Source organism: Anabaena sp. 90 (genome assembly GCF_000312705.1).
Lineage (GTDB): Bacteria > Cyanobacteriota > Cyanobacteriia > Cyanobacteriales > Nostocaceae > Dolichospermum > Dolichospermum lemmermannii.
This window is the reverse complement of sequence record NC_019427.1, coordinates 1,357,681-1,382,751: the sequence shown is the minus strand read 5'-3', so window position 1 is coordinate 1,382,751 and position 25,071 is coordinate 1,357,681. Positions and strand designations below refer to the sequence as shown.

At 39.3% G+C, this 25,071-nt stretch carries 31 protein-coding genes and 1 pseudogene; 13 read left to right on the top strand and 19 right to left on the bottom strand.

The window, feature by feature from the left end; translation table 11 throughout:
* Nucleotides 1–57 precede the first annotated feature (57 nt).
* Together ANA_RS06085 and ANA_RS06080 are read right to left on the bottom strand one after the other, a co-directional pair.
* Nucleotides 58–1,776, bottom strand: coding sequence for an ABC transporter ATP-binding protein (locus ANA_RS06085; protein WP_015079179.1), 1,719 nt, complete (start codon nucleotides 1,774–1,776; stop codon nucleotides 58–60).
* A gap of 104 nt (nucleotides 1,777–1,880) precedes the next feature.
* Nucleotides 1,881–2,483: a DedA family protein gene (locus ANA_RS06080; protein WP_015079178.1), complete on the bottom strand. Its 603-nt coding sequence runs from the start codon at nucleotides 2,481–2,483 to the stop codon at nucleotides 1,881–1,883.
* A 126-nt stretch (nucleotides 2,484–2,609) separates the two neighbouring features.
* Between ANA_RS06080 and ANA_RS06075 the strand changes: the two genes are divergently transcribed.
* Complete coding sequence (locus tag ANA_RS06075) at nucleotides 2,610–3,392, top strand: ABC transporter permease (protein WP_015079177.1); 783 nt, start codon at nucleotides 2,610–2,612, stop codon at nucleotides 3,390–3,392.
* 110 nt (nucleotides 3,393–3,502) lie between these two features.
* Here ANA_RS06075 and ANA_RS06070 read toward each other — a convergent pair whose 3' ends face one another.
* Nucleotides 3,503–4,306 (bottom strand): Uma2 family endonuclease, encoded by an 804-nt coding sequence (locus ANA_RS06070; RefSeq protein WP_015079176.1) that lies wholly within the window; start codon nucleotides 4,304–4,306, stop codon nucleotides 3,503–3,505.
* Between the two features lie 187 nt (nucleotides 4,307–4,493).
* Between ANA_RS06070 and ANA_RS06065 the strand changes: the two genes are divergently transcribed.
* The gene (locus tag ANA_RS06065) at nucleotides 4,494–4,868 is read left to right on the top strand and encodes a hypothetical protein (RefSeq protein ID WP_015079175.1); all 375 of its coding nucleotides are present in this window, start codon (nucleotides 4,494–4,496) and stop codon (nucleotides 4,866–4,868) included.
* Nucleotides 4,869–4,904: 36 nt separating this feature from the next.
* On the top strand, nucleotides 4,905–7,421 hold the full coding sequence (locus ANA_RS06060; RefSeq protein WP_015079174.1) for a caspase, EACC1-associated type: 2,517 nt from the start codon (nucleotides 4,905–4,907) through the stop codon (nucleotides 7,419–7,421).
* A 118-nt stretch (nucleotides 7,422–7,539) separates the two neighbouring features.
* Here ANA_RS06060 and ANA_RS06055 read toward each other — a convergent pair whose 3' ends face one another.
* A complete protein-coding gene (locus tag ANA_RS06055; RefSeq protein WP_015079173.1) occupies nucleotides 7,540–8,202 on the bottom strand; it encodes a Uma2 family endonuclease in 663 nt (220 codons plus the stop codon).
* Nucleotides 8,203–8,325: 123 nt separating this feature from the next.
* Between ANA_RS06055 and ANA_RS06050 the strand changes: the two genes are divergently transcribed.
* The 4 genes from ANA_RS06050 (at nucleotide 8,326) to ANA_RS06035 (ending at nucleotide 11,455) form a co-directional block, all read left to right on the top strand.
* A complete protein-coding gene (locus ANA_RS06050; RefSeq protein WP_015079172.1) occupies nucleotides 8,326–9,048 on the top strand; it encodes a pyridoxine 5'-phosphate synthase in 723 nt (240 codons plus the stop codon).
* Nucleotides 9,049–9,381: 333 nt separating this feature from the next.
* On the top strand, nucleotides 9,382–10,101 hold the full coding sequence (locus ANA_RS06045) for a hypothetical protein (protein ID WP_015079171.1): 720 nt from the start codon (nucleotides 9,382–9,384) through the stop codon (nucleotides 10,099–10,101).
* 153 nt (nucleotides 10,102–10,254) lie between these two features.
* Nucleotides 10,255–10,584 (top strand): MgPME-cyclase complex family protein, encoded by a 330-nt coding sequence (locus ANA_RS06040; RefSeq protein ID WP_015079170.1) that lies wholly within the window; start codon nucleotides 10,255–10,257, stop codon nucleotides 10,582–10,584.
* A gap of 205 nt (nucleotides 10,585–10,789) precedes the next feature.
* Entirely contained in the window at nucleotides 10,790–11,455 is a 666-nt protein-coding gene (locus tag ANA_RS06035; RefSeq protein WP_015079169.1) for a hypothetical protein, read from the top strand.
* A 76-nt stretch (nucleotides 11,456–11,531) separates the two neighbouring features.
* On the opposite strand, the gene ANA_RS06030 is transcribed toward ANA_RS06035, so the two are convergent.
* From ANA_RS06030 to folD, 5 genes are all read right to left on the bottom strand, one after another.
* Nucleotides 11,532–12,695, bottom strand: coding sequence for an LptF/LptG family permease (locus tag ANA_RS06030; protein ID WP_015079168.1), 1,164 nt, complete (start codon nucleotides 12,693–12,695; stop codon nucleotides 11,532–11,534).
* Between the two features lie 99 nt (nucleotides 12,696–12,794).
* Complete coding sequence (locus tag ANA_RS06025; protein ID WP_015079167.1) at nucleotides 12,795–13,133, bottom strand: hypothetical protein; 339 nt, start codon at nucleotides 13,131–13,133, stop codon at nucleotides 12,795–12,797.
* A 117-nt stretch (nucleotides 13,134–13,250) separates the two neighbouring features.
* Nucleotides 13,251–13,706: a divergent PAP2 family protein gene (locus tag ANA_RS06020; RefSeq protein WP_015079166.1), complete on the bottom strand. Its 456-nt coding sequence runs from the start codon at nucleotides 13,704–13,706 to the stop codon at nucleotides 13,251–13,253.
* A 93-nt stretch (nucleotides 13,707–13,799) separates the two neighbouring features.
* Nucleotides 13,800–14,738: a geranylgeranyl diphosphate synthase CrtE gene (gene crtE, locus ANA_RS06015; RefSeq protein WP_015079165.1), complete on the bottom strand. Its 939-nt coding sequence runs from the start codon at nucleotides 14,736–14,738 to the stop codon at nucleotides 13,800–13,802.
* Between the two features lie 129 nt (nucleotides 14,739–14,867).
* Nucleotides 14,868–15,743, bottom strand: coding sequence for a bifunctional methylenetetrahydrofolate dehydrogenase/methenyltetrahydrofolate cyclohydrolase FolD (gene folD, locus ANA_RS06010; protein WP_015079164.1), 876 nt, complete (start codon nucleotides 15,741–15,743; stop codon nucleotides 14,868–14,870).
* Between the two features lie 312 nt (nucleotides 15,744–16,055).
* Here folD and ANA_RS06005 point away from each other — a divergent pair, with 312 nt between their 5' ends.
* Nucleotides 16,056–17,087, top strand: coding sequence for a hypothetical protein (locus ANA_RS06005; RefSeq protein WP_015079163.1), 1,032 nt, complete (start codon nucleotides 16,056–16,058; stop codon nucleotides 17,085–17,087).
* On the opposite strand, the gene ANA_RS26455 is transcribed toward ANA_RS06005, so the two are convergent.
* The 3 genes from ANA_RS26455 to ANA_RS05995 all read right to left on the bottom strand — a co-directional run bounded on the left by ANA_RS26455 (nucleotide 17,059) and on the right by ANA_RS05995 (nucleotide 17,924).
* The gene (locus ANA_RS26455) at nucleotides 17,059–17,232 is read right to left on the bottom strand and encodes a hypothetical protein (RefSeq protein WP_015079162.1); all 174 of its coding nucleotides are present in this window, start codon (nucleotides 17,230–17,232) and stop codon (nucleotides 17,059–17,061) included. The genes ANA_RS06005 and ANA_RS26455 overlap by 29 nt on opposite strands.
* 93 nt (nucleotides 17,233–17,325) lie before the next feature.
* Entirely contained in the window at nucleotides 17,326–17,616 is a 291-nt protein-coding gene (locus ANA_RS06000; protein WP_015079161.1) for a 4a-hydroxytetrahydrobiopterin dehydratase, read from the bottom strand.
* A gap of 47 nt (nucleotides 17,617–17,663) precedes the next feature.
* Nucleotides 17,664–17,924: a transporter suffix domain-containing protein gene (locus ANA_RS05995; RefSeq protein ID WP_015079160.1), complete on the bottom strand. Its 261-nt coding sequence runs from the start codon at nucleotides 17,922–17,924 to the stop codon at nucleotides 17,664–17,666.
* A 216-nt stretch (nucleotides 17,925–18,140) separates the two neighbouring features.
* Here ANA_RS05995 and ANA_RS05990 point away from each other — a divergent pair, with 216 nt between their 5' ends.
* Nucleotides 18,141–18,530: a pentapeptide repeat-containing protein gene (locus ANA_RS05990; protein ID WP_015079159.1), complete on the top strand. Its 390-nt coding sequence runs from the start codon at nucleotides 18,141–18,143 to the stop codon at nucleotides 18,528–18,530.
* Nucleotides 18,531–18,584: 54 nt separating this feature from the next.
* On the opposite strand, the gene ANA_RS05985 is transcribed toward ANA_RS05990, so the two are convergent.
* The 4 genes and pseudogenes from ANA_RS05985 to ANA_RS28455 form a co-directional block, all read right to left on the bottom strand.
* Nucleotides 18,585–18,920, bottom strand: coding sequence for a XisI protein (locus tag ANA_RS05985; RefSeq protein WP_015079158.1), 336 nt, complete (start codon nucleotides 18,918–18,920; stop codon nucleotides 18,585–18,587).
* 56 nt (nucleotides 18,921–18,976) lie between these two features.
* On the bottom strand, nucleotides 18,977–19,435 hold the full coding sequence (locus tag ANA_RS05980) for a hypothetical protein (protein ID WP_015079157.1): 459 nt from the start codon (nucleotides 19,433–19,435) through the stop codon (nucleotides 18,977–18,979).
* Between the two features lie 11 nt (nucleotides 19,436–19,446).
* Nucleotides 19,447–19,746 carry a hypothetical protein gene (locus tag ANA_RS05975; protein WP_041457755.1) on the bottom strand — a complete coding sequence of 100 codons (300 nt, stop codon included), beginning with the start codon at nucleotides 19,744–19,746 and terminating at the stop codon, nucleotides 19,447–19,449.
* Between the two features lie 101 nt (nucleotides 19,747–19,847).
* A pseudogene (locus ANA_RS28455) lies at nucleotides 19,848–20,663 on the bottom strand (carbohydrate ABC transporter permease).
* 175 nt (nucleotides 20,664–20,838) lie between these two features.
* Here ANA_RS28455 and ANA_RS05965 point away from each other — a divergent pair.
* On the top strand, nucleotides 20,839–21,537 hold the full coding sequence (locus tag ANA_RS05965; protein ID WP_015079155.1) for an aldehyde oxygenase (deformylating): 699 nt from the start codon (nucleotides 20,839–20,841) through the stop codon (nucleotides 21,535–21,537).
* On the opposite strand, the gene ANA_RS26450 is transcribed toward ANA_RS05965, so the two are convergent.
* Complete coding sequence (locus ANA_RS26450; protein ID WP_158310508.1) at nucleotides 21,534–21,674, bottom strand: hypothetical protein; 141 nt, start codon at nucleotides 21,672–21,674, stop codon at nucleotides 21,534–21,536. The two genes, ANA_RS05965 and ANA_RS26450, sit on opposite strands and share 4 nt — an antisense overlap.
* Before the next feature lie 149 nt (nucleotides 21,675–21,823).
* On the opposite strand from ANA_RS26450, the gene ANA_RS05960 reads away from it, so the two are divergent.
* From ANA_RS05960 to ANA_RS05950, 3 genes are all read left to right on the top strand, one after another.
* Nucleotides 21,824–22,843, top strand: a complete 1,020-nt coding sequence (locus ANA_RS05960; protein ID WP_015079154.1) for a long-chain acyl-[acyl-carrier-protein] reductase — start codon at nucleotides 21,824–21,826, stop codon at nucleotides 22,841–22,843.
* A gap of 109 nt (nucleotides 22,844–22,952) precedes the next feature.
* Complete coding sequence (locus tag ANA_RS05955) at nucleotides 22,953–23,933, top strand: acetyl-CoA carboxylase carboxyltransferase subunit alpha (protein ID WP_015079153.1); 981 nt, start codon at nucleotides 22,953–22,955, stop codon at nucleotides 23,931–23,933.
* A gap of 158 nt (nucleotides 23,934–24,091) precedes the next feature.
* Complete coding sequence (locus ANA_RS05950; protein ID WP_015079152.1) at nucleotides 24,092–24,817, top strand: SDR family oxidoreductase; 726 nt, start codon at nucleotides 24,092–24,094, stop codon at nucleotides 24,815–24,817.
* On the opposite strand, the gene ANA_RS27425 is transcribed toward ANA_RS05950, so the two are convergent.
* Together ANA_RS27425 and ANA_RS27420 are read right to left on the bottom strand one after the other, a co-directional pair.
* Nucleotides 24,814–24,963, bottom strand: coding sequence for a hypothetical protein (locus ANA_RS27425; protein WP_235081964.1), 150 nt, complete (start codon nucleotides 24,961–24,963; stop codon nucleotides 24,814–24,816). The two genes, ANA_RS05950 and ANA_RS27425, sit on opposite strands and share 4 nt — an antisense overlap.
* The gene (locus ANA_RS27420) at nucleotides 24,908–25,051 is read right to left on the bottom strand and encodes a hypothetical protein (RefSeq protein ID WP_168204385.1); all 144 of its coding nucleotides are present in this window, start codon (nucleotides 25,049–25,051) and stop codon (nucleotides 24,908–24,910) included. Before ANA_RS27420 ends, ANA_RS27425 begins: the two co-directional genes overlap by 56 nt.
* Nucleotides 25,052–25,071: the final 20 nt, after the last annotated feature.

The window sequence follows — 25,071 nt, the reverse complement described above, 5'->3', positions numbered from 1 at the left end:
GTCTCGTATCCCTTGCGAGAATTTCAGATCCCCGACTTCTTAGAGAAGTCGGGGATCTTATTGTTGAGCATAATACCGGGCATATCTCCCTTCTAAAGCTAATAATTCCTCATGATTTCCCGACTCCACAATTTGCCCTTTTTCCAACACCAAAATGCGATCGCACTTCCGCACCGTTGACAATCTATGGGCAATAATTAACACCGTGCGGTTTTCCATTAATCTTTCCAAAGCCTCTTGTACCAAAGCTTCTGATTCGGAATCTAAGGCAGATGTGGCTTCATCAAGGATCAAGATTTGCGGGTTGAGCAGGACTGCACGAGCGATCGCAATTCGCTGTCTTTGTCCCCCGGATAAATTCACACCTCGCTCTCCCACCCAAGTATGATAACCTTCCGGTAATTGCTGAATAAATTGATCAGCATTAGCAATTTTAGCCGCTGATTCCACTGCGTTAATATCAAAAATATTTTGTCCAAAAGCGATATTTTGGGCAATAGTTCCCGAAAACATAATTGTTTCCTGGGGAACAATCCCAATCTGTTTTCTTAAACTATTTAAAGTCACATCTCGAATATTGACACCATCTATGAAAATTTCACCAAATTCAGGATCATAAAATCGAGGTAATAGATTCACAAAAGTAGTTTTACCAGCCCCAGAAGCACCAACCAAGGCAATGGCTTGACCTGGCATTACTAATAAACTAATATTATTTAATACAGGTTCTCCTGATTTATAGGCAAAAGTAATATGGCAATATTCAACTTTACCATTAACAGCAGGTAGGGTAATAGCATTGGGTTTTTCTAACACCGTTGGTTGAATTGCTAATAACTCAAAAACCCGATCAATTGATGCCTCACCTTGTTTAAATTCATTATAATTATTGGTAGTATGTCCAATAGGATCAATTAACAAAGCTGCTGCTGTTAAATAACTAAAAAATTCACCGACAGTTAAATTACGTTGAGATATTTGCCAAGTTCCTACCATTAACAAAGATAACGCACTCACAGCTTCTAAAAATCCCACAATGGGAATTTGAATCGCTTTTAATCTTTCGACTGAATATTTAGCTTTAAAACTGCGTTCTGCCTCATGACTAAATCTATCAATTTCGTATTTTTCGGCTGCAAAAGCTTGAATCAATCGAATCCCGCTAAAAACTTCCGTTAAAATAGCTGATAAATCAGAAATACGACTTTGACTTTTGAGAGAATATTTCCGTAAACGTTCCCCAAACCAACCAATTAAAATTCCCATAATTGGAGCAACAATTACCGTCGCTAAGGTAAGTTGCCAATTCAAATAAATCATGTAAATGGGAATAGCAATTAATTGCAAAACACAGGGAGTAAAATCATGAAAAAGTTTATTAATAACTTCTCCCACCCTGTCAACATCTTCCGTGAGACGATAAGATAAATCTCCAGCTTTAGCAGTTTCAAAATAGCTGAGATTGAGTTTTTGTAAATGAGTATAAACCTGTTGCCGGAGATAAAAAGCGATTCTTAACGCTGCCTTAGCCATGTATAAATCTTGTACAGACTGAAAAAAGCCGCGCACAAGAAAAATAGCAGCACTGATTCCGGCTAATTGAGCGATCGCTAATACATTACCATTCCCGAAGGGAACAGCCAACTTACCCGCGACATTAATCAGGGTTAAAGTTGCCAGTACATATCCCAAAATCCCGACAAAACCCTTAGCAATAGGTTGCCATTGGGTGCGGATATAGGGTAAAAGTTGCCAATAATTAGAACGTGTTTTCAAGTTGTCACATCCACAAAAAATATTTTCCTTTGTTTGACGCTACCAGCTTTTGGTCATATTTGGGAATAGGGATGGGTAAACTGTCATCAAAACAAAGCATTTGATCATTTATTAGCTCTATTTTCTTTAATTACATGAATAACAGATGGTAATAAAGAAACAACAACAATTAAGCCAATTATTGCTAAAAGATACTTATCTAACTGTTCCGCTGGCAAAGTTTTTCCCAGGAAAAATCCTAACAAAGTAATTCCAAATGTCCAAACAAAACCACCAATTAAGTTATAAGACATAAAAGACCGATAGTGCATAGCCCCAATACCTGCTACAATCGGCGCAAAAGTCCTCACAATTGGCATAAATCTAGCTAAGACAATTGTTTTTTTACCATGCTTTTCATAAAAATCTTGAGTTTTCACAATATGTTTTTTACGAAATAACCAAGAATCATCCTTCTCAAATAATTTTCTGCCAAATTTATGCCCTGTAAAATACCCGACATTATCACCTAATACAGCACAAAAAAACGCACCAAAAATCAGTACCCAAATATTTAGCAAGTTTTGAGAAGCAACAAATCCAGCCGTAAATAGTAAACTATCACCAGGGAGAAAAAACCCAATCAATAAACCAGATTCAGCAAAGATAATTCCCCATACTCCAAAATAACCCAGCGATTTAATTAATTCCGGTAAATTAAAGTGCATAAAATCCGATTTGCTTAAGAAGTTGCATTCAACATTTTAACGTTCATAAATTATAAAAATACCAAATAATATTAAGTTTAGATAAAATTATTTTATATTCAAGAGATATTGGGGTAAAGGCGAAAAATGGCAAGATATTTAAAAGTGTTGAGATTATTTTGGAGTGCTGCCATTGCGGCAGAAATGGAATATCGTATTAATTTTATCATTTCTGCTTTCAGTAGCTTAGGTAATTTAGTAGGTAGTATCTTTGGTTTGTTCCTATTTTACCGCACAGGCTACACTTTTACGGGCTGGTCATGGGACGCAGCTTTAGTAGTCTTAGGAATTTTCACCCTATTACAAGGCTTTTCGGCTACCTTCCTCGCTCCCAACTTAAATCGGATTGTGCGTCATGTTCAAGAAGGGACTTTAGACTTTGTATTATTAAAACCTATTCGTAGTCAGTTTTGGTTATCTATTCATACCCTTTCCCTCTGGGGAATACCAGATTTAATCTTAGGTTTGCTCATCATTGGCTACGCTGGTACAAAACTTAACTTAGGAATTGACAAATACTTACTGACTATTTTTCCCTTGGCTTGCGGTTTAGTCATTCTTTACAGCCTGTGGTTTATCCTCAGCGCAACAAGTATTTGGTTTGTTAAAATATACAACGTCACAGAAGTATTAAGAGGGTTTCTAGATGCTGGAAGATATCCAATTACAGCCTATCCGGCGGCTTATCGCTTCTTCTTTACCTTTATAGTTCCAGTAACTTTTTTAACTACAGTTCCAGCCCAGTCTCTGTTAGGTCAAATTCAGTTTACCTGGTGGCTAGGTGCGGGATTTTTAGCAATTGTCTTATTCTTTATTTCTACTCAGTTTTGGCGGTTTGCCCTCCGTTTTTATACCAGTGCTTCCAGTTGATTATACAGCAGGAGTGAGCAGGCAAAAATTAAGATCCCCGACTTCTGCTGTCATCATCTCCAGAAATTGTGATTTGTCCTGAGAAGTCGGGGATTTGGGAAACCTAACGATTACAAGATATCTGGATTTTCACCCAATTCTCGTAATCTGGCAGCCAACCTATCTGCTTTTGCCTTAGCCTCCTCCTCTCGTGATTTAGCTGCCTCTGCTTGAGATTTAGCTGCCTCTGCTTGCGATTTAGCTGCTTCCTCTGGTAATAGAACTAGATTACCAGCAGCATCATAAAACCGCGCCCAAATAGCAGTTTCCCTTTCTACCCTTCCTTCCCAAGTTCCCAACCATAAACCTAAACGTCTACTCCATAACCAACCATGTTCATTGGGGATTAACGGCTGGTACTTTTGATTATCATCTAAATGCCATCCTTGTAAAGAACGAGGATTAAATGGATCATAGACAAAATAATCCGAGGTACGAAAAGTCTGTTCATAAAGGTCTTTTTTAATACCTTTATCTATTGCTGCTGTAGAAGGTGACATTAATTCCACAATTACATCAGGATAGCGACCATTCTCGTCCCAAACCACCCAACCTTGTCGAGTGTTAGTACCATCAATATTGAGAACAGCAAAGAAATCGGGACCGCGAAAATCACGATTACGAACCTGGGTGCTGCTGTAATAAATAAACATATTGCCCCCAGTAAAATAATCATTGCGATCGCACCAAAGCTGCTGCAATGATCGGATAAGGACATTCATTCCAGTCCGATGTCTATATGATTCCAAGGGTTCACCATCATCAAATATTAAGTCTGTTGGTGGGTCATGGGTTTCACCATCGTCAAACACATAATAAGTGGATGAGTCATGGACTTCCCTGTCCACAATGGCTAGATTCTTTTCGGTAGTCATGAGTGATTATCGCCTTTTTCATCAAGCCTAAACTTCTATAATAATCTGCCCAGAGCTTTCTAAAAGCCTTTGACTATAGCGGTAATTGCTTAAAAGTTATCAAAATTTCCGATTTTATCCAGTAAAATTACAGACAAGCGTATATTATATAGTTGGTCAACTCCTTAAAAGACTTCACAGGTGCAAAATGAGTTCAGAATCTAATGTTAAATTCACAATTACTCTTGCCAATCCAGATTTAGATGCAGAGGAGCAGGAACGGGAAACACGGAATCTGCTGCGAGACATTAATGACTTAGATGTGGAAAGTGCTGGACTTGTAGAAGTGGCAGAAGTACCAGAAGGAGGTAAATCTGTTGGTGGTTTTTTGGTCGGAGCTTTGCAAGCTGAGGTCACTATTAGTAATTGTTATAAATTGTTGGCATGGTTGGGCGGCTTGCGTAACAAAACTATTGAATTGGAAATTGAAGTCAACGGAAAAAAGGTGAAAGTGAAAGCCAATGGTCAGAAAGAACTAACAGCAGCACTGGAATTAGCACAAAAATTTATCGCAGGTAACTAAGAAAGAAATCACACAATATAAGGGAAGGATAGCAAGATGGCGAAAGTAGCATTGCTAATAGGAGTTAGTGAGTATGAGCCTGGACTGAACTCATTACCAGCAGCGACAAAAGATGTTGAAGCCATGCGGCAAGTTTTGGAAAACCCAGACATTGGCGGTTTTGATGAGGTCAAAGTGCTGGTAAATCCTCCACGACAAGAAATGGAAGTAGCCATCGAAATATTGTTTGATAATTGTCAAAAAAATGACCTCTTGCTACTATTTTTCTCTGGTCATGGCATCAAAGATGAAGAAGGTAGGCTTTACTTTGCTGCTCGTAACACCCGCAAAAATGACAACGGAGTATTAGTTAAGGCAACAACAGTACCAGCTACCTCTGTCCATGAGGTCATGAGCAATAGCCGCTCTAAACACGAGGTGGTGATTCTCGATTGTTGCTTTAGTGGCGCGTTTGCTGAGGGGATGTCAGCGAGAGATGATGGTTTTGTAGATATCAGAAATCAATTGGGTGGAGAAGGGAGGGCTGTTCTCACTTCTTCAACTTCAACCCAATATTCTTTTGAAGAAGAAGGGGCAGATACCTCAATTTACACTCGCTACATAGTTGAAGGGCTGGAAACTGGTGCAGCAGACAGGGATGAAAATGGTGTTATTTCCGTTGATGAATTGCATGAATACGCCAAAAGTAAGGTTCAAGAAGCCACTCCAGCCATGAACCCAGAAATATATGCCATCAGAGAAGGCTATAAAATCAACCTTGCTAATGTGCCTAATGATGATCCTAAGCTCAAATATTACAGAGAAGTTGCATATTGGGTAAAGCGTGGTAACGATGAAATCCCCTTGATTGGTCGTACTACATTGGATGCGCTACGAGATAGGCTGACACTAACATCTGAGGATGCTGCTGAAATTGAAGCTAAGGTTTTAGGTCCTATCGAAATCCACAAGAAAAAGTCGCAGCGATATGAGGAGGCATTCAGTAATGAGATTAAATCTGGGTTTACTCTGAGTGATCAAACTCGCACTGATTTGAAACGTCTTCAGCAAGCGTTAGGACTCAGAGATGAAGATATAGCCCTAATTGAAGCCCCCATAATTGACAAACAGCTATCTTCTGGCACCTTTCTGCCACCGCCACCGCCCCCACCTCAAAATAGTAATTTTAAATACTTAGGAGCTTGTATTATCGGAGTAGTTATTGGCGGTATTGTAGTTCATTTTATACCCATTCCCAAACCGCAAGTTCCAGTTCAGCCTACACCAATCTCCTGTGATAAAGAGACATATAACTTGAATAACAGAATTAGTTTAGGTGAAAAAATTCTCTTAACACAAGATAAAAACCCAGATAAAGAAGCTGGAGTTAAAGCATTTTTAGATGGTGATTGTAAAACTGCTATTGAGAAGTTCGAGAGATATCGCACCGCTAAACCAACAGACCCAGAAGCATTGATTTATCTGAACAATGCTAAAGCTCGTGAGAATAGAAATCGGCTCAAAATTGCTGTCAGCGTACCCATTGGTACTGAAAAGGGTATAGCGGAAGAAATGCTACGCGGTGTGGCACAGGCACAAAATGAGGTGAATAATAAGGGTGGTATCAATAATAAAGCTTTATTAGAAGTAGTAATTGCTAATGATGATAATGATGCGAAGATTGCTCCACAAATTGCTAGTGATTTTGTCAAGGATAAGAGTATTTTGGCTGTAGTGGGACATAATTCTAGTCGTGCTTCTAAACCCGCATCCGCAGTATATCAACAATCAGGGTTAGTAATGATATCTCCTACTAGTTATGCCGAAGATCTGACTAGTACCACTACATATATCTTTCGCACTGCTCCTGGCATTAAAACGATAGCAAAGAGCATTTCTGATTATGCAATTAACAAGATGAAGAAAACTAACTTTCTCATCTGTACTGATCAAAATCCAGATAACATCTCGTTTAAGAACAATTTTACCAACGTGGTAGGACTTCCTCGGGTTAACCGCACAGAATGCGATATTTCTGCCCCTGCATTTGACCCTAACGCAGTCATTTCTGAAGCTAAAAATAGTGGTGCGGATGCTTTGGTATTAGCTCTATACATAAATAAAAGTAGGGACACAGAAAGGAGAGGTAGAGCATTGGTAAAAGCTAATAATTTCCAGTTAAGTTTATTTAGCACTTCTGCTGTGGTTACAAAAGAAAGTTTAGAGGAAGGGAAAGACATTAATGGTCTAATAACTTCTCTACCTTGGCATTCCACAGCATTTCCTGGTAATCCCTTTGTGAAAAATGCTAATCAATTGTGGAAAGCCCCAGTAAACTGGCGAACTGCAACATCCTATGATGCAACTAAAGCGATTATTTTAGGTTTGCAAAAAAGCAGTACCCGTTACGAACTACAACAGACGCTGAGTGATCCGAAATTTTCAGTTGATGGTGCAACTGGACAAATTCAGTTTTCATCAGGTAATCGTAAATCTGGATATGATCCTAGTTTCCTGATCAAAGTTCAACAAAAACCTGGAACTGATAAATACGAGTTTGTGCCAATTCCTTAATTTTACAACTTTACTAAATAGCGATTATACTAAACACGGGTGAGATTTAAACTTTTGCCAAATGACAAAGAACCCAGATGTGTAGGGGTTTAGCAGTGCTAAACCCCTACGTTTAGAATCAAACAATCAAGCCGTTTTGAGTATACAAATTATCCTTAACCCAACTCCTAAAACTCCGCATAGCCTGACTTCTCCCAATAGTCAAACACTGCCGTACATACTCATTAACTAATTCAATAATAGGAATATTAGGAAAATTAGGACTAGATTGAGATTTTACATATTTCCCTTCTTGTAACAAGAAAATCTCCAAACCTTGTTGTTGATATAGCCAAAATTCAGGAACTCCCAAAATCTCATAATTCTCAAATCGAGTCCGAGAAGTAATATCAATTTCAATAGCTAAATCTGGTGGTGGCTCTATATTTAAATCAATGCGATTTTTGCCAATTACAGCAGCTTGATTTTGAATATAAAAACTCGTATCCGGTTCTACAGCTTGCTGCATTCGCTTATTTTTAAGTGTTGTCGAACCAAAAGGCTCAAAATCAATTTGGAGTATTTCCAACAAAATTTTGACTAAATCACCAAGAAGTTCTTTATCTTTTTCATGTTCAGGTAAAGGAACCATAATTTCTAACCAACCATCACTATAAGAAATACGTGCAGCACGTTTTTCTCCCATTTCCTCCAAAATCTTTTCTAACTGCTGCCAACTAATATCCTTGAGTAACATTTGTTGACCAGGGTTGACAATAATTTGTTGCAGTTCTAAAAGCATATCACCTCAGAGATTGTCAAATTTTTGAGAGTTACCTTTCTTTATAATACGATCACTCACCCCTAAAATTGGTATTTTCGCTAAAATCAACATCTAAGGATTGTTGAACAGGAGAAACCAGGCGTGCCTACACTCGGTGTAAATATTGACCATATCGCTACCATTCGCCAAGCACGGCGCACAGTAGAACCAGATCCCATAGCAGCGGCAATTCTCGCAGAACTAGCGGGTGCAGATGGCATTACAGCCCATTTGCGCGAAGATAGAAGACATATTCAAGATAGAGACGTGCGACTATTGCGGGAAACGGTGAGAACCCACTTAAACCTAGAAATGGCAGCAACCGCAGAAATGTTAGCCATAGCCCTAGATATCAAACCCGATTATGTTACCTTAGTACCGGAAAAGCGGGAAGAAGTAACCACAGAAGGTGGTTTAAATATTGTCGGACAAATTGCTAGAATAGGAGAGATAGTTGATAAGTTGCAAAATGCTGGCATTCCCGTAAGTTTGTTTATTGATGCCGAACCACCACAAATTGAGGCATCTGTCAAGGTAAAAGCCAAATTTATTGAACTGCATACAGGACAATATGCGGAAGCCAAAGACGAAACAACTCGCCAAAAAGAACTAGCTTTATTAGCCCAAGGCTGTGAACAAGCCATTAAAGCAGGTTTACGGGTGAATGCCGGTCATGGACTCACATACTGGAACGTTTACCCCATTGCTGCACTTCCAGGCATGGAAGAACTAAACATCGGTCATACTATCATTAGTCGGGCAGCTTTAGTAGGTATTGAAAGAGCAGTTCGAGAAATGAAAGAAGCAATGCGGGGTAATTGGTAATTGGTGATTGGTAATTGGTAATTGGTAATTGGTAATTGGTAATTGGTAATTGGTAATTGGTGATTGGTGATTGGTGATTGGTGATTGGTGATTGGTAATTGGTAGTTGGTAGTTGGTAGTTGGTAATTGGGAAATATATTCCCCCTACCTTTTGCCTCTTTGGACTAGTAGTTCGTCAAATTTATTTTGACGGGTAATGATCGGAAAAAACTTCTGTTCTTCCATCCCCCACATCCCCCACATCCCCCACCTCCCTGCTTGACAGACTACTAGAGGGGTTGTACCTGCGTAATTCCAGAAAATTAGAGTCACATTTGGAAACTTCAACCTACTATGAATTCTCAACAGTCTAACAAATTGCCACTATGGGTACAAGATAGAGACAAGGTAATTGCAGCCAGCACTGATGCTCAATGGCGCAATCAAAAACCCCCTGACTATAGCCGTTCTCAGCAAAACCTAGCAAAAGAGAGTATCCACCATCATCTCGAAGGTACACTAGAAGCTATAGTTGAAAATCTGGTGAGAACCTTTGAAATGGAAGTGTCATGGAAAACTAACCCCCAACAGTGGTTATCTATCGTCAATGACAAATTCCGGGTAACAAGCAATGGTGGTCAAGAATACACCGCTGCCGAATTAGGTAAATCAGGTACTTATAATTTATTTATGGCTGATTCTGAACATTACAAAGCTTCAGAGGAAAGTTTTGAATCATCCCATGATATCTTTCATAGTACCTTTCCTCAAGGATTTCCCTGGGAAGTATTGGCGGTTTATTCTGGTCCTCCCAATGTTACATTTAAATGGCGACACTGGGGACATTTTCAGGGTAAGTATAAAGATTATGCACCCACAGGGAAAACAGTTGAAATTATCGGTATGAGTGTTGCTCATGTCACCGAAGATTTAAAAATTGTTTCCTTAGAACACTATTTTGATAATGCCCTATTTTTAGAAAGCCTGACAGCAGGTGGCAAACTAGAAAATAGTGAAAATAAGAGCGGTGGTTGTCCTTTTGGTTCTTGGTTTCAGGGATTGAAGAAAAGTTAATCGCTCAGGGTACAGATTCAACACTGCGCCCTAAAATTATAGCAGATCCCCGACTTCTGTTTTCATGATGTTAATAAATGATGAATTAATACTAGAAGTCGGGCATATTACCACAGTAACCTAAAATTATAGATTAGTCAGCAAGCAAAGAAAATGCAAACATACTATTACGTTTTGGCCAGTCAACACTTTCTTATGGAACAAGAACCGATAGACGAAGTTCTCAAAGAACGGACTCGTAACTATCATGAACAAGAAAAAGAAATTGATTTTTGGTTAGTTAAGCAACCCGCTTTTTTAGAAACACCAAAAATGGCAGATATTAAAAAGAAATGTCCCCAACCTGCGGCAGCCATTATTTCCACCAATTCGCAATTTATAACTTGGCTAAAACTGCGGTTAGAGTATGTGATTACTGGAGAATTCTCCGCCCCTAGCGACACTATACCAAATCCATTAGCATCCCTTACCACAGCTTCTTAATAGGGAACAGAGAACGGGGAACGGGGAATATATAAGAATTTCACCTCTTCCCCAATTACCAATTACCAATTACCAATTACCAATTACCAATTACCAATTACCAATTACCAATTACCAATTACCAATTACCAATTACCAATTACCAATTACCAATTACCAATTACCAATTACCAATTACCAATTACCAATTACCAATTACCAATTTATGCAAATATTAACAATCTTACCAAGTGCCTTATTACTAGCAGTTACTCCCTTAATTAGCAATATCAATCCTGTTATTGCTCAACAAAATCTTACTAATTGTCAACCACCAAATGCGGGAGAATATTTATTATTAGTAGTAAGTCCCACAACTGAAAATCAAAAGCAGTTGCGTAGTGCATTACCGACTGAATTAAAAACAGTTACTTGCAAATATAATAATCAAACAGTAACGCGAATTGGTGGGTTTAAAAATATTGATGATGCCAATCGCTGGGCAAGGTATATTCAGAATATAGTTGGTTTATCTGCCATTATCACCACTCGCGCTACCCAACAAGCACCTCAACAAGCACCTCAACAAGTACCACAAACAACTCCAAAATTACCAACTTCAAAAATCACCTATAACCCCAAAATATTAGGGGAAGGTTATGCAATTCTGGTTGATTATTTTAACCGTCCAGAAATGGTTAGTAGCCTGCAAAAATCCGTAGGAGGTGATGTGGGTTTTGTCTCCTATGGACAACGCCCTTACCTGTTGGCAGTTTATACTACCAATCAAAAGGAAGCATACAATACATTAAAAAAACTTAGCGAAAGTGGATTTGTAGCTATCTTAGCTGATGGTCGGAAAGTAGTTTTACTCCGCTCAATTGTCCGTTGATAATTAGTTAGAGGAGAGTTTAAAATTATCCTACGACGATATGGCGGTATGATTTACTTTTTGCGTAAGATGTTTACTAAATTAATGACAGCGAATTTTTCGTAATTAGTAAATAACCTGCAATGCTAGTACCGACAATATTTGGCAACCAAACCCAACCATATAAGATATTTTCTGATACAACCAAAATACCTGTAATTAGTTGAAATGTATCGTACAGTAGGATGATACCCAAAGTCAAGGCAAAGCTGTTATATTTGGTTCTTGTTTTTAAGTTAATGCCTATGGCTGAACCTAAAAAGGCAAATACAGTGGAGGAAATAGCTGAGGCAAAGCGTTTTTGAATGTGAACTTGTAGTTTGAGAAAATTTTGGTGATCGCCCGCTGTTTCCAAAATTGACAATTGCTGATAAGCTTGATATAGACTCATTTCTCTATGATCAAGTTTTTCTCTATCTGCCTTAAATTGTGAAGATATATTCGGTAAATATAAAGATATTTTATGAAATTTTAGATTTTTTCCATAAGAACCATTGGTATTAATAATAGTTTTATTACCATCATAAAAATAGCAATATTCTTCACTATGGCATTCTGCAAATTTAGAATTAATAATCATCTTTAATCTTTCATTATCTCTAATTAATAAGACTACAGATTTCATTTTTCTTTCGGTTAATTCTTTTGCATAAAATAGGTATTTAAGATATTTACTTTTAGAAACTATATCATCTGTGTTATTTTGGGATATTTGAACATAAAATATATCATGGATTCTGATGTTTTCTCTACTAATATTTAGATGTTTTTCTAGAGTAATTGCTGCTTTGTAGTTAGCTGGAGGAACAACTACTTCATTCAAGATTAACATCAAAATTGTTAATAATAAACCTATCATTACCGCAGGATATACTAATCTGTATAAACTAAGCCCGCAGTTTTGTAAAGCAATAATTTCAGTATTTCTTGATAGCTGCTGATAGGTAAAAATAGTTGCCATTAAAGTGGCAATAGGTAGGGAATAAATAATAAATTCTGGTAATTTCAGGATATGAAGATATATAAGAACATCAAAAGATAACCTTTTCTCTATCAAAAATCTAAATTGTTCAAAGGAAATACCAATTGATTCCGCAACCACAGTAACAATGACAATACTAAATAATAAAGGGGTTATTAATTGAGAGACTAAATAGCGTTCTAGTAATGATATTTGAGTAAAAATATTGATTTTCTTCATTTATCATTTTTTGGGTTTTATATGATGTATAAGCGGACAATATGTCCGCCTTCTTTATGTAACAGAGTATTAATTAGTTAAAAATTCTCAGGTTTTGCCTTAACTGTTAATGAAAATGACCGCTGCTTGTGCTGCTTCCGAAACTTCAGTCAAGCACCTGGCTTGTGAACGACTACCAACATTAAAGATGTTTCTACACTGTTCTCTTAGCTCTAATCGTACCCTACCAATATCAGCAGCAGTTGTAGTCTTATCCAAGGTTGCCGAATAACCTAATGAAGGAACATTAATAGTTAAGGTCTTTGGGTTAGTATCACTAGATGTATTACCAGATGTATCACTAGATGTATTACTAGATGTACCCCCACCACAGGAAGTTACTGTTAAACCAGTGAGTATAATTCCCACTAGCTTGCGGGTAGAAAAAATCGTTGTCATAACTTTAACACCTGAATTGCACTAATTAAATTTTTACATAAGATTCTAATTTACACAAGATTTGCCTGAAAATCTGATTATTACGTACGAGCAATATCCTTGTTTACTGACAACCGACTAATATACAGCCCGCGCTAACCAAGAAATAGCTACACCTAAAACTGAACCAGCGATAACTTGAACTGGTGTATGTCCTAATAATTCCTTGAGACGGTCTTGAAAAAAGTCCGGTTTTTCATGGAATAATTCATCAATCATTTGATTGAGAATTTTTGCTTGCTTGCCAGCAGCTTGACGCACTCCAGCGGCATCGTACATAACGATGATAGCAAAAACTGTAGCTAGAGCAAATTCTGGAGATGCCCAACCTAAAGTTTGGCCAACACCGTCTGCTAGGGCTGTTACTAGGGCTGAATGGGCGCTGGGCATACCTCCAGTAGTTACTAAAACACGCACGTTTAATTTACGATGTTTGACTAACTCAACGATAAGCTTTAATCCTTGAGCTACAAAACAAGCTACAAGCGCAACCAGCAGCACCCGGTTGTTAACAATTTCGCCTATGTCCTGCATGGTATTTTGGTGAAGTTAGTAAGTGTAAGCAGTGATTGTATGGAGGAAAAACGGCAGTAGAAGCCAAAATTTAGTTAAAATCCACAATTGGGCTTAGTTATTGCGGTTGATGATAAAGTGAGCGAGCGCTTGCAAAGGAATGGCTTTTTCACCATAGGATGCTAATTCAGCACAAGCTTGAGCAACCAGGTGTTGAGCTTTAGCGCGAGATTCTTCAATTCCCCACAGACTAGGATAGGTAACTTTCTGGGCTGTGAGGTCTTTACCAGCGGTTTTACCCAACTGCTCTTGGGTAGCAGTGATATCTAGAATATCATCAATGATTTGGAAAGCCAGACCAATATTTTGAGAATAACGAGTTAATTTTTGCACATCTTCAGCGGATGCACCAGCAATAATTCCCCCACAAACTACGCAAGCTTCTAACAGGGCTGCGGTTTTATGATTATGAATAAAATTCAGGGTTTCTAAGGAAATATCTGACTTACCTTCCGATTCCAAATCTACCACTTGACCACCGACTAAGCCAGCCGCACCCAAGGCTTTACCCAGGCGAATGATGACTTGTAAAACTCTATCCCTAGGTACATTTGTAGGAGTTTGGGCGGCTACGTGTTCAAAAGCTAAAGCCAATAAACCATCTCCTGCCAAAATAGCCACATCTTCACCATAAACTTTATGATTTGTGAGTTTACCGCGACGATAATCATCATTATCCATGGCGGGTAAATCATCATGAATCAAGGACATGGTATGAATCATTTCTACGGCACAAGCTGTAGCCATAGCCATTTCTATTGTGCCACCAATCATGTCAGCAGTCGCAAGACAGAGAATAGGACGAACTCGTTTACCTCCAGCTAAGAGAGAATAGCGCATAGCTTCATAAATCTTTTCTGGATAAACGACGGTAATGGAATTATCCAAAGCTTGTTCGCAAAGCTGTTGTCGTTGTTTGAGATAGGTAGCGAGGTTAAAACTAGCCGACTCTGATTTTTTTGGGGTTTCCAATCTTTTATCCGTTGCTACCATGCTTTGTATTCCTCTTGACTGTTCAAAATATTGGGCTGTTTGTGATCTGTGTACCAATTTTACGGGGCTTTGGGGCGGAAACACTCACGGTTTTGGTGAGTAATCATGAATATTCATAAAAATTATTTCTCAGTTGCCTGTGGTTTGTAAATAGCTAGAAACAGTATTTTGCAATAACATGGCTACTGTCATTGGACCGATACCACCAGGAACAGGAGTAATATATTCTGCCACATTAGCGATCGCTTCAAACTGAACATCACCAACTAACCGACTTTTACCATTGCTATCTGTAACCCGATTTATTCCCACATCTACCACAACTGCGCCCGGTTTTACCATCTGGGCATTAATCATTCCCGGAATCCCGGTGGCAGCAATGAGAATATCAGCATCTTTGGTAATATCTTGTAAATCCTGGGTTTTGGAATGGGCAATTGTGACTGTGGCATTAGCTGCTAATAACATCAAAGCCATCGGTTTCCCTACTAAAATACTCCGTCCTACGACTACGGCTTTTTTGCCCTGTAAAGGAATTCTATATTCTGCTAACAATCGCATCACACCGGCAGGAGTACAACTCCGTAAACCGGTTTCACCTCGTACCAGTCTTCCTAAGTTCACAGGGTGGAGTCCGTCAGCGTCTTTATCCGGGGCAATTTGATGTAGTAGACTGACAGCATCTAAATGATTGGGAAGGGGTAGCTGGACTAAAATCCCATCTACTTGATCATCTGCGTTGAGTTGGGCAATTACTTCCTCTAGTTCGGTTTGGCTGGTTTGGGTGGGAAAGTGTTTACCAAAAGAGGTAATTCCGACTTTGGCACAGGATTTTTCTTTGTTGCGAACATAAGCGGCTGATGCGGGGTTGTCTCCCACCATTAATACCGCTAATCCAGGCGATCGCCCAATTTTACCTTGTAATTTGCTAATTGTCTCACTAAGTTCTTGCTGAATTTTATCGGCTAATGCTTTACCATCAAGGATTTTCGCAGTTTGTTTCATAAGGGAATAGGTGACAGGTGACAGAGAATTGTTTCTTATTTAGTGCTTACGCACAAATCACGGAATAACGATAGCGAAGCGTGGCGTTAGCCATACCACAGAGTCACAGAGGACACGGAGAAATGAGGGTTTCAGAGATATTTTCCGTAAGTCCTGTTATTTTTGTCTGTTCTGCACTTTCGTCCCTTCATTTTCTCATTTTCCCAGTCCCCCTAAAATTTAATTTTTAAAGTACAATACTTACTCACCAATTTTCATGACGCAAGTTGCGTGAATATAAGCTAAATCGCATACCCCAACCAGCTATCCATCGTGCAAGATACCGACTCTATGAATGACATTGCTGCTGCACTCCAACAGCCAGCAGATTTAGACTTTGCATTACCTGATCCAGAAGATGAACAAATTCCTGAGTCCGACTTTTTACAACAACTTGATGTAGCATGGCAGGTATGCGATCGCTTTGATTTACAAACAGAAATTTGGCGTGGTCGCATTTTACGCGCTATCCGTGACCGTGAGAAAAAAGGCGGAGATGGACGCGGTGCGGGTTTTCTTAAATGGCTCAAAGAACGCGAAATCAGCAAAACCCAGGCATACAGTTGGATTCAATTAGCCAATAGTGCTGATACCTTGATATCAGATGGCAAACTGAACCCAGACACGGTTAATAACTTTAGTAAACGGGCATTTGTAGAAACCGCCAAAGCGTCTCCAGAAGTACAACAGATGGTCAGTGAAGCTGCGGAGAAAGGCGATCGCATTACCCGCAGAGAAGTCCGTCAACTCAGTGACGAATGGACAGCCATGTCCTCCGATTTATTACCAGAAGAAGTTAGGGAAAAAGCCGCAGATAACAGTCTGCCACCGCGCTACATTGCCCCTCTGGTCAAGGAAATGGAAAAACTGCCCGAATTGCACCAAAAGGCATTACAAAGGGATATAGCCGCCAATCCTGATGTTGATACTGTTAAACAAGCTACCTCAGAAGCCCGACAATTAGCCAAATATCTCAAATCTGCTGCCCAAGTGCAAGCGTTAATAGCGGAAGATGTAGATATTGAAACTGCCTTAGAAGAAGCCCAACGAGTCGGTTGTTTAAGTATTGCTGCTGACTTGGTAAATCAAGCATCACAAATTGAACAAACCATTGGCAAATTGTATATGACCTGGAAAAAAATTAGTAGTTTAGCGGACAGGTTATATGTGGATACTGGTGCAAGTACGCCCAATTTGCGATCGCTCCTCACCTGCATAGAACCTCTAGGAGGGGAAATCATGGAACTGCAATTAAGCGGTACAACAGAACATACCATTAGATTACAGATTCAGGAAACGAGTTAAGTAATTGGTAATTGGTAATTGGTAATTGGTGATTGGTGATTGGTAATGGGTAATTGGTAATTGGTAATTGGTAATTGGTAATTGGTAATTGGTAATTGGTGATTGGTAATTGGTGATTGGTAATTGGTGATTGGTAATTAGTCAAACTCTTTCCCAGTCCCCAACTTCCCCAACTTCCCCAACTTCCCCAACTTCCCCAACTTCCCCAACTTCCCCAACTTCCCCAACTTCCCCAATCTCACGGTGCTAATTCTTCCATTTTCTTCGCCAGTTCTACATCCAAATTGCTGATAGCATTACCGATGTCGTGGGTAATAAGATTTACCTGGACTGTACTGTAAACATTAAACCATTCCGGGTGATGTCCAAGTTTTTCCGCGTGAACACCCACACTAACCATCCAACCTAACGCAGTTGCAAAGGAGCTAAATTTATATTCTTTGTATAATTTGCCTTCTTTAATTTGCCATCCTGGTAAACTATTGAGGGCTAATTTTAGTTCTGCTTCGCTGAGTTTTTGTGCTGCCATTTTCCTAACCTACATAGAGATTTATAAATACTGATTCTACCTAATTATCATCTTTTTCTATTTTTCCGCTTCCATCTTTTGACGAGTATATTTAGATAACGGAAATTTAAATAACGGCGATACTTTTGCACTACTTCTTTCCCCACCAACAGCGTACCTGGCCAAAATAGAACTTCAGCCAAAACTAATAACGCTGGAACTAATATAGCTTTTTGGGCGAGAGAAATTGGCAAAAATGGCACTATCACAGCGATCGCCAACCATGGTAAAAATGAAATGATAATTAACACTAAACCCAACTTTTGCATATTTTCTGATGATGACGGAATCTGAGTTTAGTATTTTTGTATGTTTAGCTGGAGTGGTTTAACTCACATTGTAGGTTTTTATTTCACGCAAAAAATGATTTGTTTCATTTGCATAAAATCTCTGAGTAATGAAATGATAGAGTTATAATTGAGTAGTGATACTGAATATGCTATTTACCTGTAATTTCAGACAACTTAGAGAAGGGGAATCAGTGGATGTACAAGATTTATTTGGCTATGATTACAACTATTTTTAGTTTAGTTAGTGCTCCTGTCTATGCCGCAAATCCTGCACATATTGAGCAGCTATTAAAGACAAAAAAGTGTGTTAAATGTGACTTGTCAGGAGCCGAATTGCTGGGGGTTAACCTATCAGAAGCCGAATTGTTAGGAGCAAACCTGTCAGGAGCTAACTTATCAAATGCTAACCTATCAGAAGCCCATCTAGGAAAAGCCGACCTGTCGAGAGCCAACTTGTCAAATGCCAACTTGTCAAGCGCCAACCTGTTAAACTCCAATCTATACAGAGCCAAGTTATATAACGCTAATCTTCAAGGAGCAAACCTTCAAGGGGCAATGATGCCTGATGGCACAATTCATCCTTAAAGATAGAGCAAAAATAATCAAAATCCTGATTCTGACAACTGAAACATTCAAAAATCAAGCTACACCATAACCAGTATAAGGACGTTTGTAGGGTGGTTGTAAACCAAAAACAATATCTTCTTTTCGTATTCCCATATTTACAAGTTCTTGAGCTAAATCTGATTCTGTCATGTTTTGTTGAATCCAGATTTTGTTATCTTTAATATCGAAATGAATGACGCTATGATAAACCCTTCTTAAATCATCCCAACCAACACGCATAAGTTGATAATGATCATGAGTAGTATCAAAAATTAGTTCATTATCTATTTCATCGTATTTGGGCTTAAATTTACCATGTTCTTTGAGGATGGTTTGAATACACTGACGATAATGTTCTATGTTGGCCATTGTATGATTAGCGCGTAAGTGTGCTGCATTTTATCAAAACCACAATCAGTAAATTCCTAGCTGACCAAGTATTTGCTTACAAATTCAAATGGAGTCAAACATTCAAACTCTCCTGTTTCTTCAGCCAAAATCCGAATTAACTTATGATTAGCTGAAACAAAACATTGAGAATGTCCTGCTTTTGCCGTCAAATAAACTCCTATATCTTCACGAGGAATAACTCCTGCTGATTCCATTTCTGCCTGAGCAAAATCATCAATTTGAACATAACAAATATTTAACTTTTGCCAAATTCGTCCAATAATTTCTCCTGCCCAGTCTTTATTCTTTAACCGTTTAGCAACTCTGGAAATTTGATCAATTAATTCATCAGAAATAACTACCTCAATTCCATCATTACCTTGAGTTTCCCAACCTAACCATTGCAGAATTTGACCTTCATAACTATTTAAATCCACTGCACCAATCAGATAAACATTAGTATCCAAAAAAATTAACTCAGGAACGGTTGTCATTTTATTTAATCTTACTTTTGTCGGCGTTCTAACGCTATTTCTTGTTTAACCTCTTGCACAAGATCAATAATTTTTTCCCTGGAATCATAGCCAGCTTCACTCAATGCCTGTTTTAATTCCTGTTCTAATTGTTTGGGTGGCATCAGATTAAGCTGTTGATATTCACTGATGTTTGTGAAAAATTCAGTGGTATCTGTTTCTGCAAATAGAATAATCACTCGCACTGAACTAGGTGAAGTGCCTTCAATTGGGTAATCTAAGGATAATTGACCTTGTTCATCAATTTTACCTGTGGTTTGGATTGCTTTCATAAAAGTTTTTAGTTTAATTCGATGACAATAAATATATTTTACCAAAGCTGTAAACTTTAAAAATATTATCCTTTTCATTGAGACTAACAATTAACCAATGCCTAATTCTTAATTCCTGTTGTGGCAATACCCTGTATAAACTGCCGTTGACCAATTAAAAATAATACCATCACTGGTACAGTAGCAATTGTCACCGCTGCCATCATCAACGGCCAATTATTGGTAAACTGCTCTTGAAACTCTGCTAAAGCTAATTGCACTGTTCTTAATTCTGGTCTGGTTGTAAATACCAAAGGCTTAAATAAATCATTCCATTCACCAATAAAGGTAAATAGAAACAGAGTTACTAACGCTGGACGTGCTAAAGGCAACATTATCCGCCATAAAATTTGTAATCGGTTTGCACCATCAATAGCGGCTGCTTCCTCCAATTCTACGGGAATTGTCTGGAAATATTGACGTAACAGAAAAATCCCAAAGCCGTTGACAGCAGTTGGTAAAATCAAAGCCCAGTAGGTATTAATCAGATGTCCCCACTTCAGCACCAAAAAGATGGGAATTACCAATAACTGAAAAGGAATCACCAAAGTTGCTAACACCACCAAAAGCAACGCTTGTCTACCCCGAAATTTTAGCCTCGCCAGGGCGTAACCCGCTAAAGCCGAAGTGAAAATTGGAAAAGCCGTAACTGCGATCGCTACTAAGGTAGAATTAGCAAAAGCTAATAAAAACTTCCCTTGTCCCTACCCCCCGGTAATTGGCTAAAGTCCAATTATTTGGGGAAGTGCCTGTTCGCACCCCCAAAAGAGGTCAGGAAAACCACAATTAGCGGCAGTAACCCTATAAATGCACTTGTTAGCGCTACTAACAGGCTCAACAAATTGGCATTTTTTTAGATTCCAGTTTAGCTTGGACATTGGCTATGACTCCATACATTTGTTTTTCTGTTGGTACAACCATCAGTAAAAACTAATTTAATAACTATAGTTTCTTGTTAAGTTAAATTAAATCACAGTGATAATTACCCCAAATTGATCGGGTAATTTAAGTTTTTGTATTAAATAATTCATGGACAACGGAGTAACACCGAATATGCAGCAGCTTGTAGACCAAATTGAAAAAATTGATTTCCAAAGCAAAATATATAAAGATGCTTATAGCCGCATCAATGCCATTGTCATTGAAGGGGAACAAGAAGCCCACGAAAATTACATGACATTAGCGAAACTGCTGCCAGCACAGGAAGAGGAATTAATTCGTCTCTCGAAAATGGAAAGTCGCCACAAAAAAGGTTTTGAAGCCTGTGGACGGAATTTAAAAGTGACTCCAGATTTAGTATTCGCTAAAAAGTTTTTCTTGGGACTACACGACAATTTTCAAACCGCAGCCGAAGAAGGTAAAGTCGTTACTTGCCTTTTGATTCAATCATTAATTATCGAATGTTTTGCGATCGCTGCCTATAATATCTACATTCCCGTAGCTGATGATTTCGCTCGTAAAATCACAGAAGGAGTTGTAAAAGAAGAATACAGCCATCTTAACTTTGGTGAAGTGTGGTTGCAAGAAAACTTTACAGAATCTCAAGCCGAATTAGAAGCAGCAAACCGCCAAAATCTGCCCATTGTCTGGAAAATGCTGAACGAAGTAGCAGACGATGCCAAAGTCTTAGCAATGGAAAAAGATGCTTTAGTAGAAGACTTTATGATTCAATACGGTGAAGCATTAAGTAACATTGGCTTTACCACCCGTGACATCATGCGTCTTTCAGCCTACGGACTGGCAACCGTTTAATAACTGCCCACAGGGGTGACGACTTTGTTACCCCAGGGAGGTAGGGGAGGTAGGGGAAGTAGGGGAGGTAGGGGAGGTAGGGGAGGTAGGGGAGGTAGGGGAGGTAGGGGAGTAATAGTTCTGTAGTCAACCGTCAACTGTGAACATTGACCCCTTATGTAGTATTTTTAATAGTTAGATACTATAGTTTGCGATTTCTCCAAAATCCAAAATCTCAAATCCAAAGTTGGTATTGCCCACTAATTCCACAGTTTTGCACGACAGCACACGCCTAATATATCACTCCATGTTTGGTTTAATTGGACATCTGACTAGTTTAGAACACGCTCAATCAGTAGCTCAAGAATTGGGATATCCAGAATATGCCGATCAAGGGCTAGACTTTTGGTGTAGCGCCCCGCCGCAAATAGTTGATCATATCACTGTCACCAGTATCACCGGGCAGAAAATAGAAGGAAAGTATGTAGAATCTTGCTTTTTGCCAGAAATGCTGGCCAATCGTCGTATTAAAGCTGCCACGCGGAAAATTCTCAACGCTATGGCTCATGCTCAAAAGCATGGCATTGATATTACAGCTTTGGGAGGATTTTCCTCAATTATTTTTGAGAACTTTAATTTAGAGCAGTTCAAACAAGTCCGCAATATTAACCTAGATTTTGAACGCTTCACCACAGGCAATACTCATACAGCTTACATTATTTGTCGGCAAGTAGAAGAAGCCTCTAAACAACTAGGGATTGAATTGTCCAAAGCAACTGTAGCTGTGTGCGGTGCAACGGGGGATATTGGTAGCGCAGTCACCCGCTGGCTAGATAAAAAAACAGATGTCCAAGAATTACTATTAATTGCTAGAAATCAAGAACGTCTCCAAGAACTGCAAGCAGAACTAGGACGCGGTAAAATCATGGGATTACAGGAAGCATTACCCCAAGCGGATATTGTCGTTTGGGTGGCGAGTATGCCCAAAGGCGTAGAAATTGACCCGACAACATTAAAACAACCCTGTCTATTGATTGATGGTGGCTATCCTAAAAACTTAGGCACAAAAATTCAGCACCCAGGGGTGTATGTGTTAAATGGTGGCATTGTGGAGCATTCCCTAGATATTGACTGGAAAATTATGAAAATTGTCAATATGGATGTGCCAGGTCGGCAATTATTTGCTTGTTTTGCAGAATCAATGCTATTGGAATTTGAGAAGTTATATACAAACTTTTCTTGGGGGCGTAATCAGATTACCGTAGACAAAATGGAGCAAATTGGTCGTGTGTCCATTAAACACGGTTTTAGACCATTGCTAGTTTAGTCATTGGTCAGTGGTCAGTGGTCAGTGGCAAAGAAAAGACAACTAACAACTGACAACGGACGACTGACAACTGACAACCAACAACTAACAACTGACAACTAACATAACTATGGCAACCACTGAGCGCAAACCGCTACTGTTAGATTTTGAAAAGCCTTTAGCAGAACTGGCCACTCGCATTGACCAAATTCGCCAACTGGCTGAAGAAAATGGTGTTGATGTTTCTGGACAAATTCGCCAACTAGAGACAAGGGCGACGCAATTACGGGAAGAGATTTTTAGCAGTCTGACACCATCTCAACGATTGCAGGTAGCCCGTCATCCCCGCCGCCCTAGCACTTTAGATTATATTCAATCTATTAGTGATGAATGGATGGAGTTGCATGGCGATCGCTGTGGCGGCGATGATCCAGCTTTAGTTGGTGGCGTTGGTCGCATCGCTGGACAACCGGTGATGATGTTAGGACATCAAAAAGGCCGGGATACTAAAGATAACGTGGCTCGTAACTTTGGCATGGCTGCTCCTGGTGGCTATCGTAAGGCTCTGCGCCTCATGGAACACGCCAATAAGTTTAGTATGCCAATTTTGACCTTTATTGATACTCCTGGGGCTTGGGCAGGCATAGAAGCCGAACATCAAGGACAAGGAGAAGCGATCGCCTATAACCTGCGGGAAATGTTCAGTTTTGACGTACCCATCATTTGCACAGTTATTGGTGAAGGTGGTTCTGGTGGGGCGTTAGGTATTGGTGTAGGCGATCGCCTATTGATGTTTGAACACTCAGTTTATACCGTCGCTACCCCGGAAGCCTGCGCTGCAATTTTGTGGAAAGATGCCAGTAAATCTCACCTGGCCGCCGTAGCCTTAAAAATTATCTCCCACGACCTCAAAAACTTGGGCATTATTGACCAAATTCTCCCTGAACCCTTGGGTGGCGCACACTCAGACCCTTTAACAGCAGCGACAAACTTGAAACAAGCCTTGCTAGAAAACTTAGACGAACTGAACCGTCTGACACCTGCTGAACGTCGCCAACTCCGTTATGATAAATTCCGTAATATCGGCGTTTTCACAGAACTTGCTCACTAAAAATACTCAAGAAAATGGCATAGAATCACAGCAATGCTATAATTGCCTATGGCTGCTTAAAGATTTTTAACAATCTTCAAGAGCTATAGGCATTTGTATTTACTTGGGTTTATGAGCATCTGTTGGCTGACAGCATTGCCAAAAAGTTGGAAAATATCATGAATTTTGAGCAAAAAAGACGCGCCTTAATTACTGGTGCTAGTAGCGGAATTGGCAAAGCAACAGCTTTGGCATTTGCCAAGGCTGGGATAGATGTAGCATTGGTCAGCCGTTCTCAGGATAAACTAGAGTCCGTAGCTAAAGCTGCACAGGAGTTAGGAGTAGAAGCCAAAGCCTTTTGTGTAGACTTAGCTGAAGTTACCCAGGTTAAATCCAAAATTCAAGGAATAGCTGACGAATTTGGCAACATAAATATTCTCATCAATAACGCTGGGATTGGATATACGGGCAACCTGAGTGAAACACCTTTAGAAGACTGGCAACAGGTAATTAATTTAAATCTCACCAGTGTCTTTCAGTGCATGATGGGAATTTTGCCAGGAATGCGCCAACAAGGCCAAGGCACAATTATTAATATTGCCTCTATAGCTGGCAAACAAGCTTTTCCGGGTTGGGGCGCTTACTGCGTCAGCAAAGCAGGACTTCTTTTCCTATCCCAAACCCTCGCACAAGAAGAACGTGCTAATGGCATTCGCGTCATTGCCATTTGTCCTGGTTCTGTGAATACGGAAATTTGGGATACACCTACAGTCCAAGCCAACTTTGACCGTTCCCAAATGTTAACTCCAGAAATTGTGGCAACAACAATTCTGCACACTGTCTTATTACCACAAGAAGCAGTAATTCAAGAATTGACGATTATGTCCAATGCTGGTGTTCTCTAATTGGTGATTTTATCATTTATCTCTTTAATTACCACTGACAACTGTACGGGCGAAGCATTTGCAGAACTATTTTTGGCAATGACCGATAATTTATCTTCCAAATGCTTCGCCCCTACTAACAACTGACAACTGTACGGGCGAAGCATTTGCAGAACTATTTTTGGCAATGACCGATAATTTATCTTCCAAATGCTTCGCCCCTACTAACAACTGACAACTGTACGGGCGAAGCATTTGGGGAACTATTTTTGGCA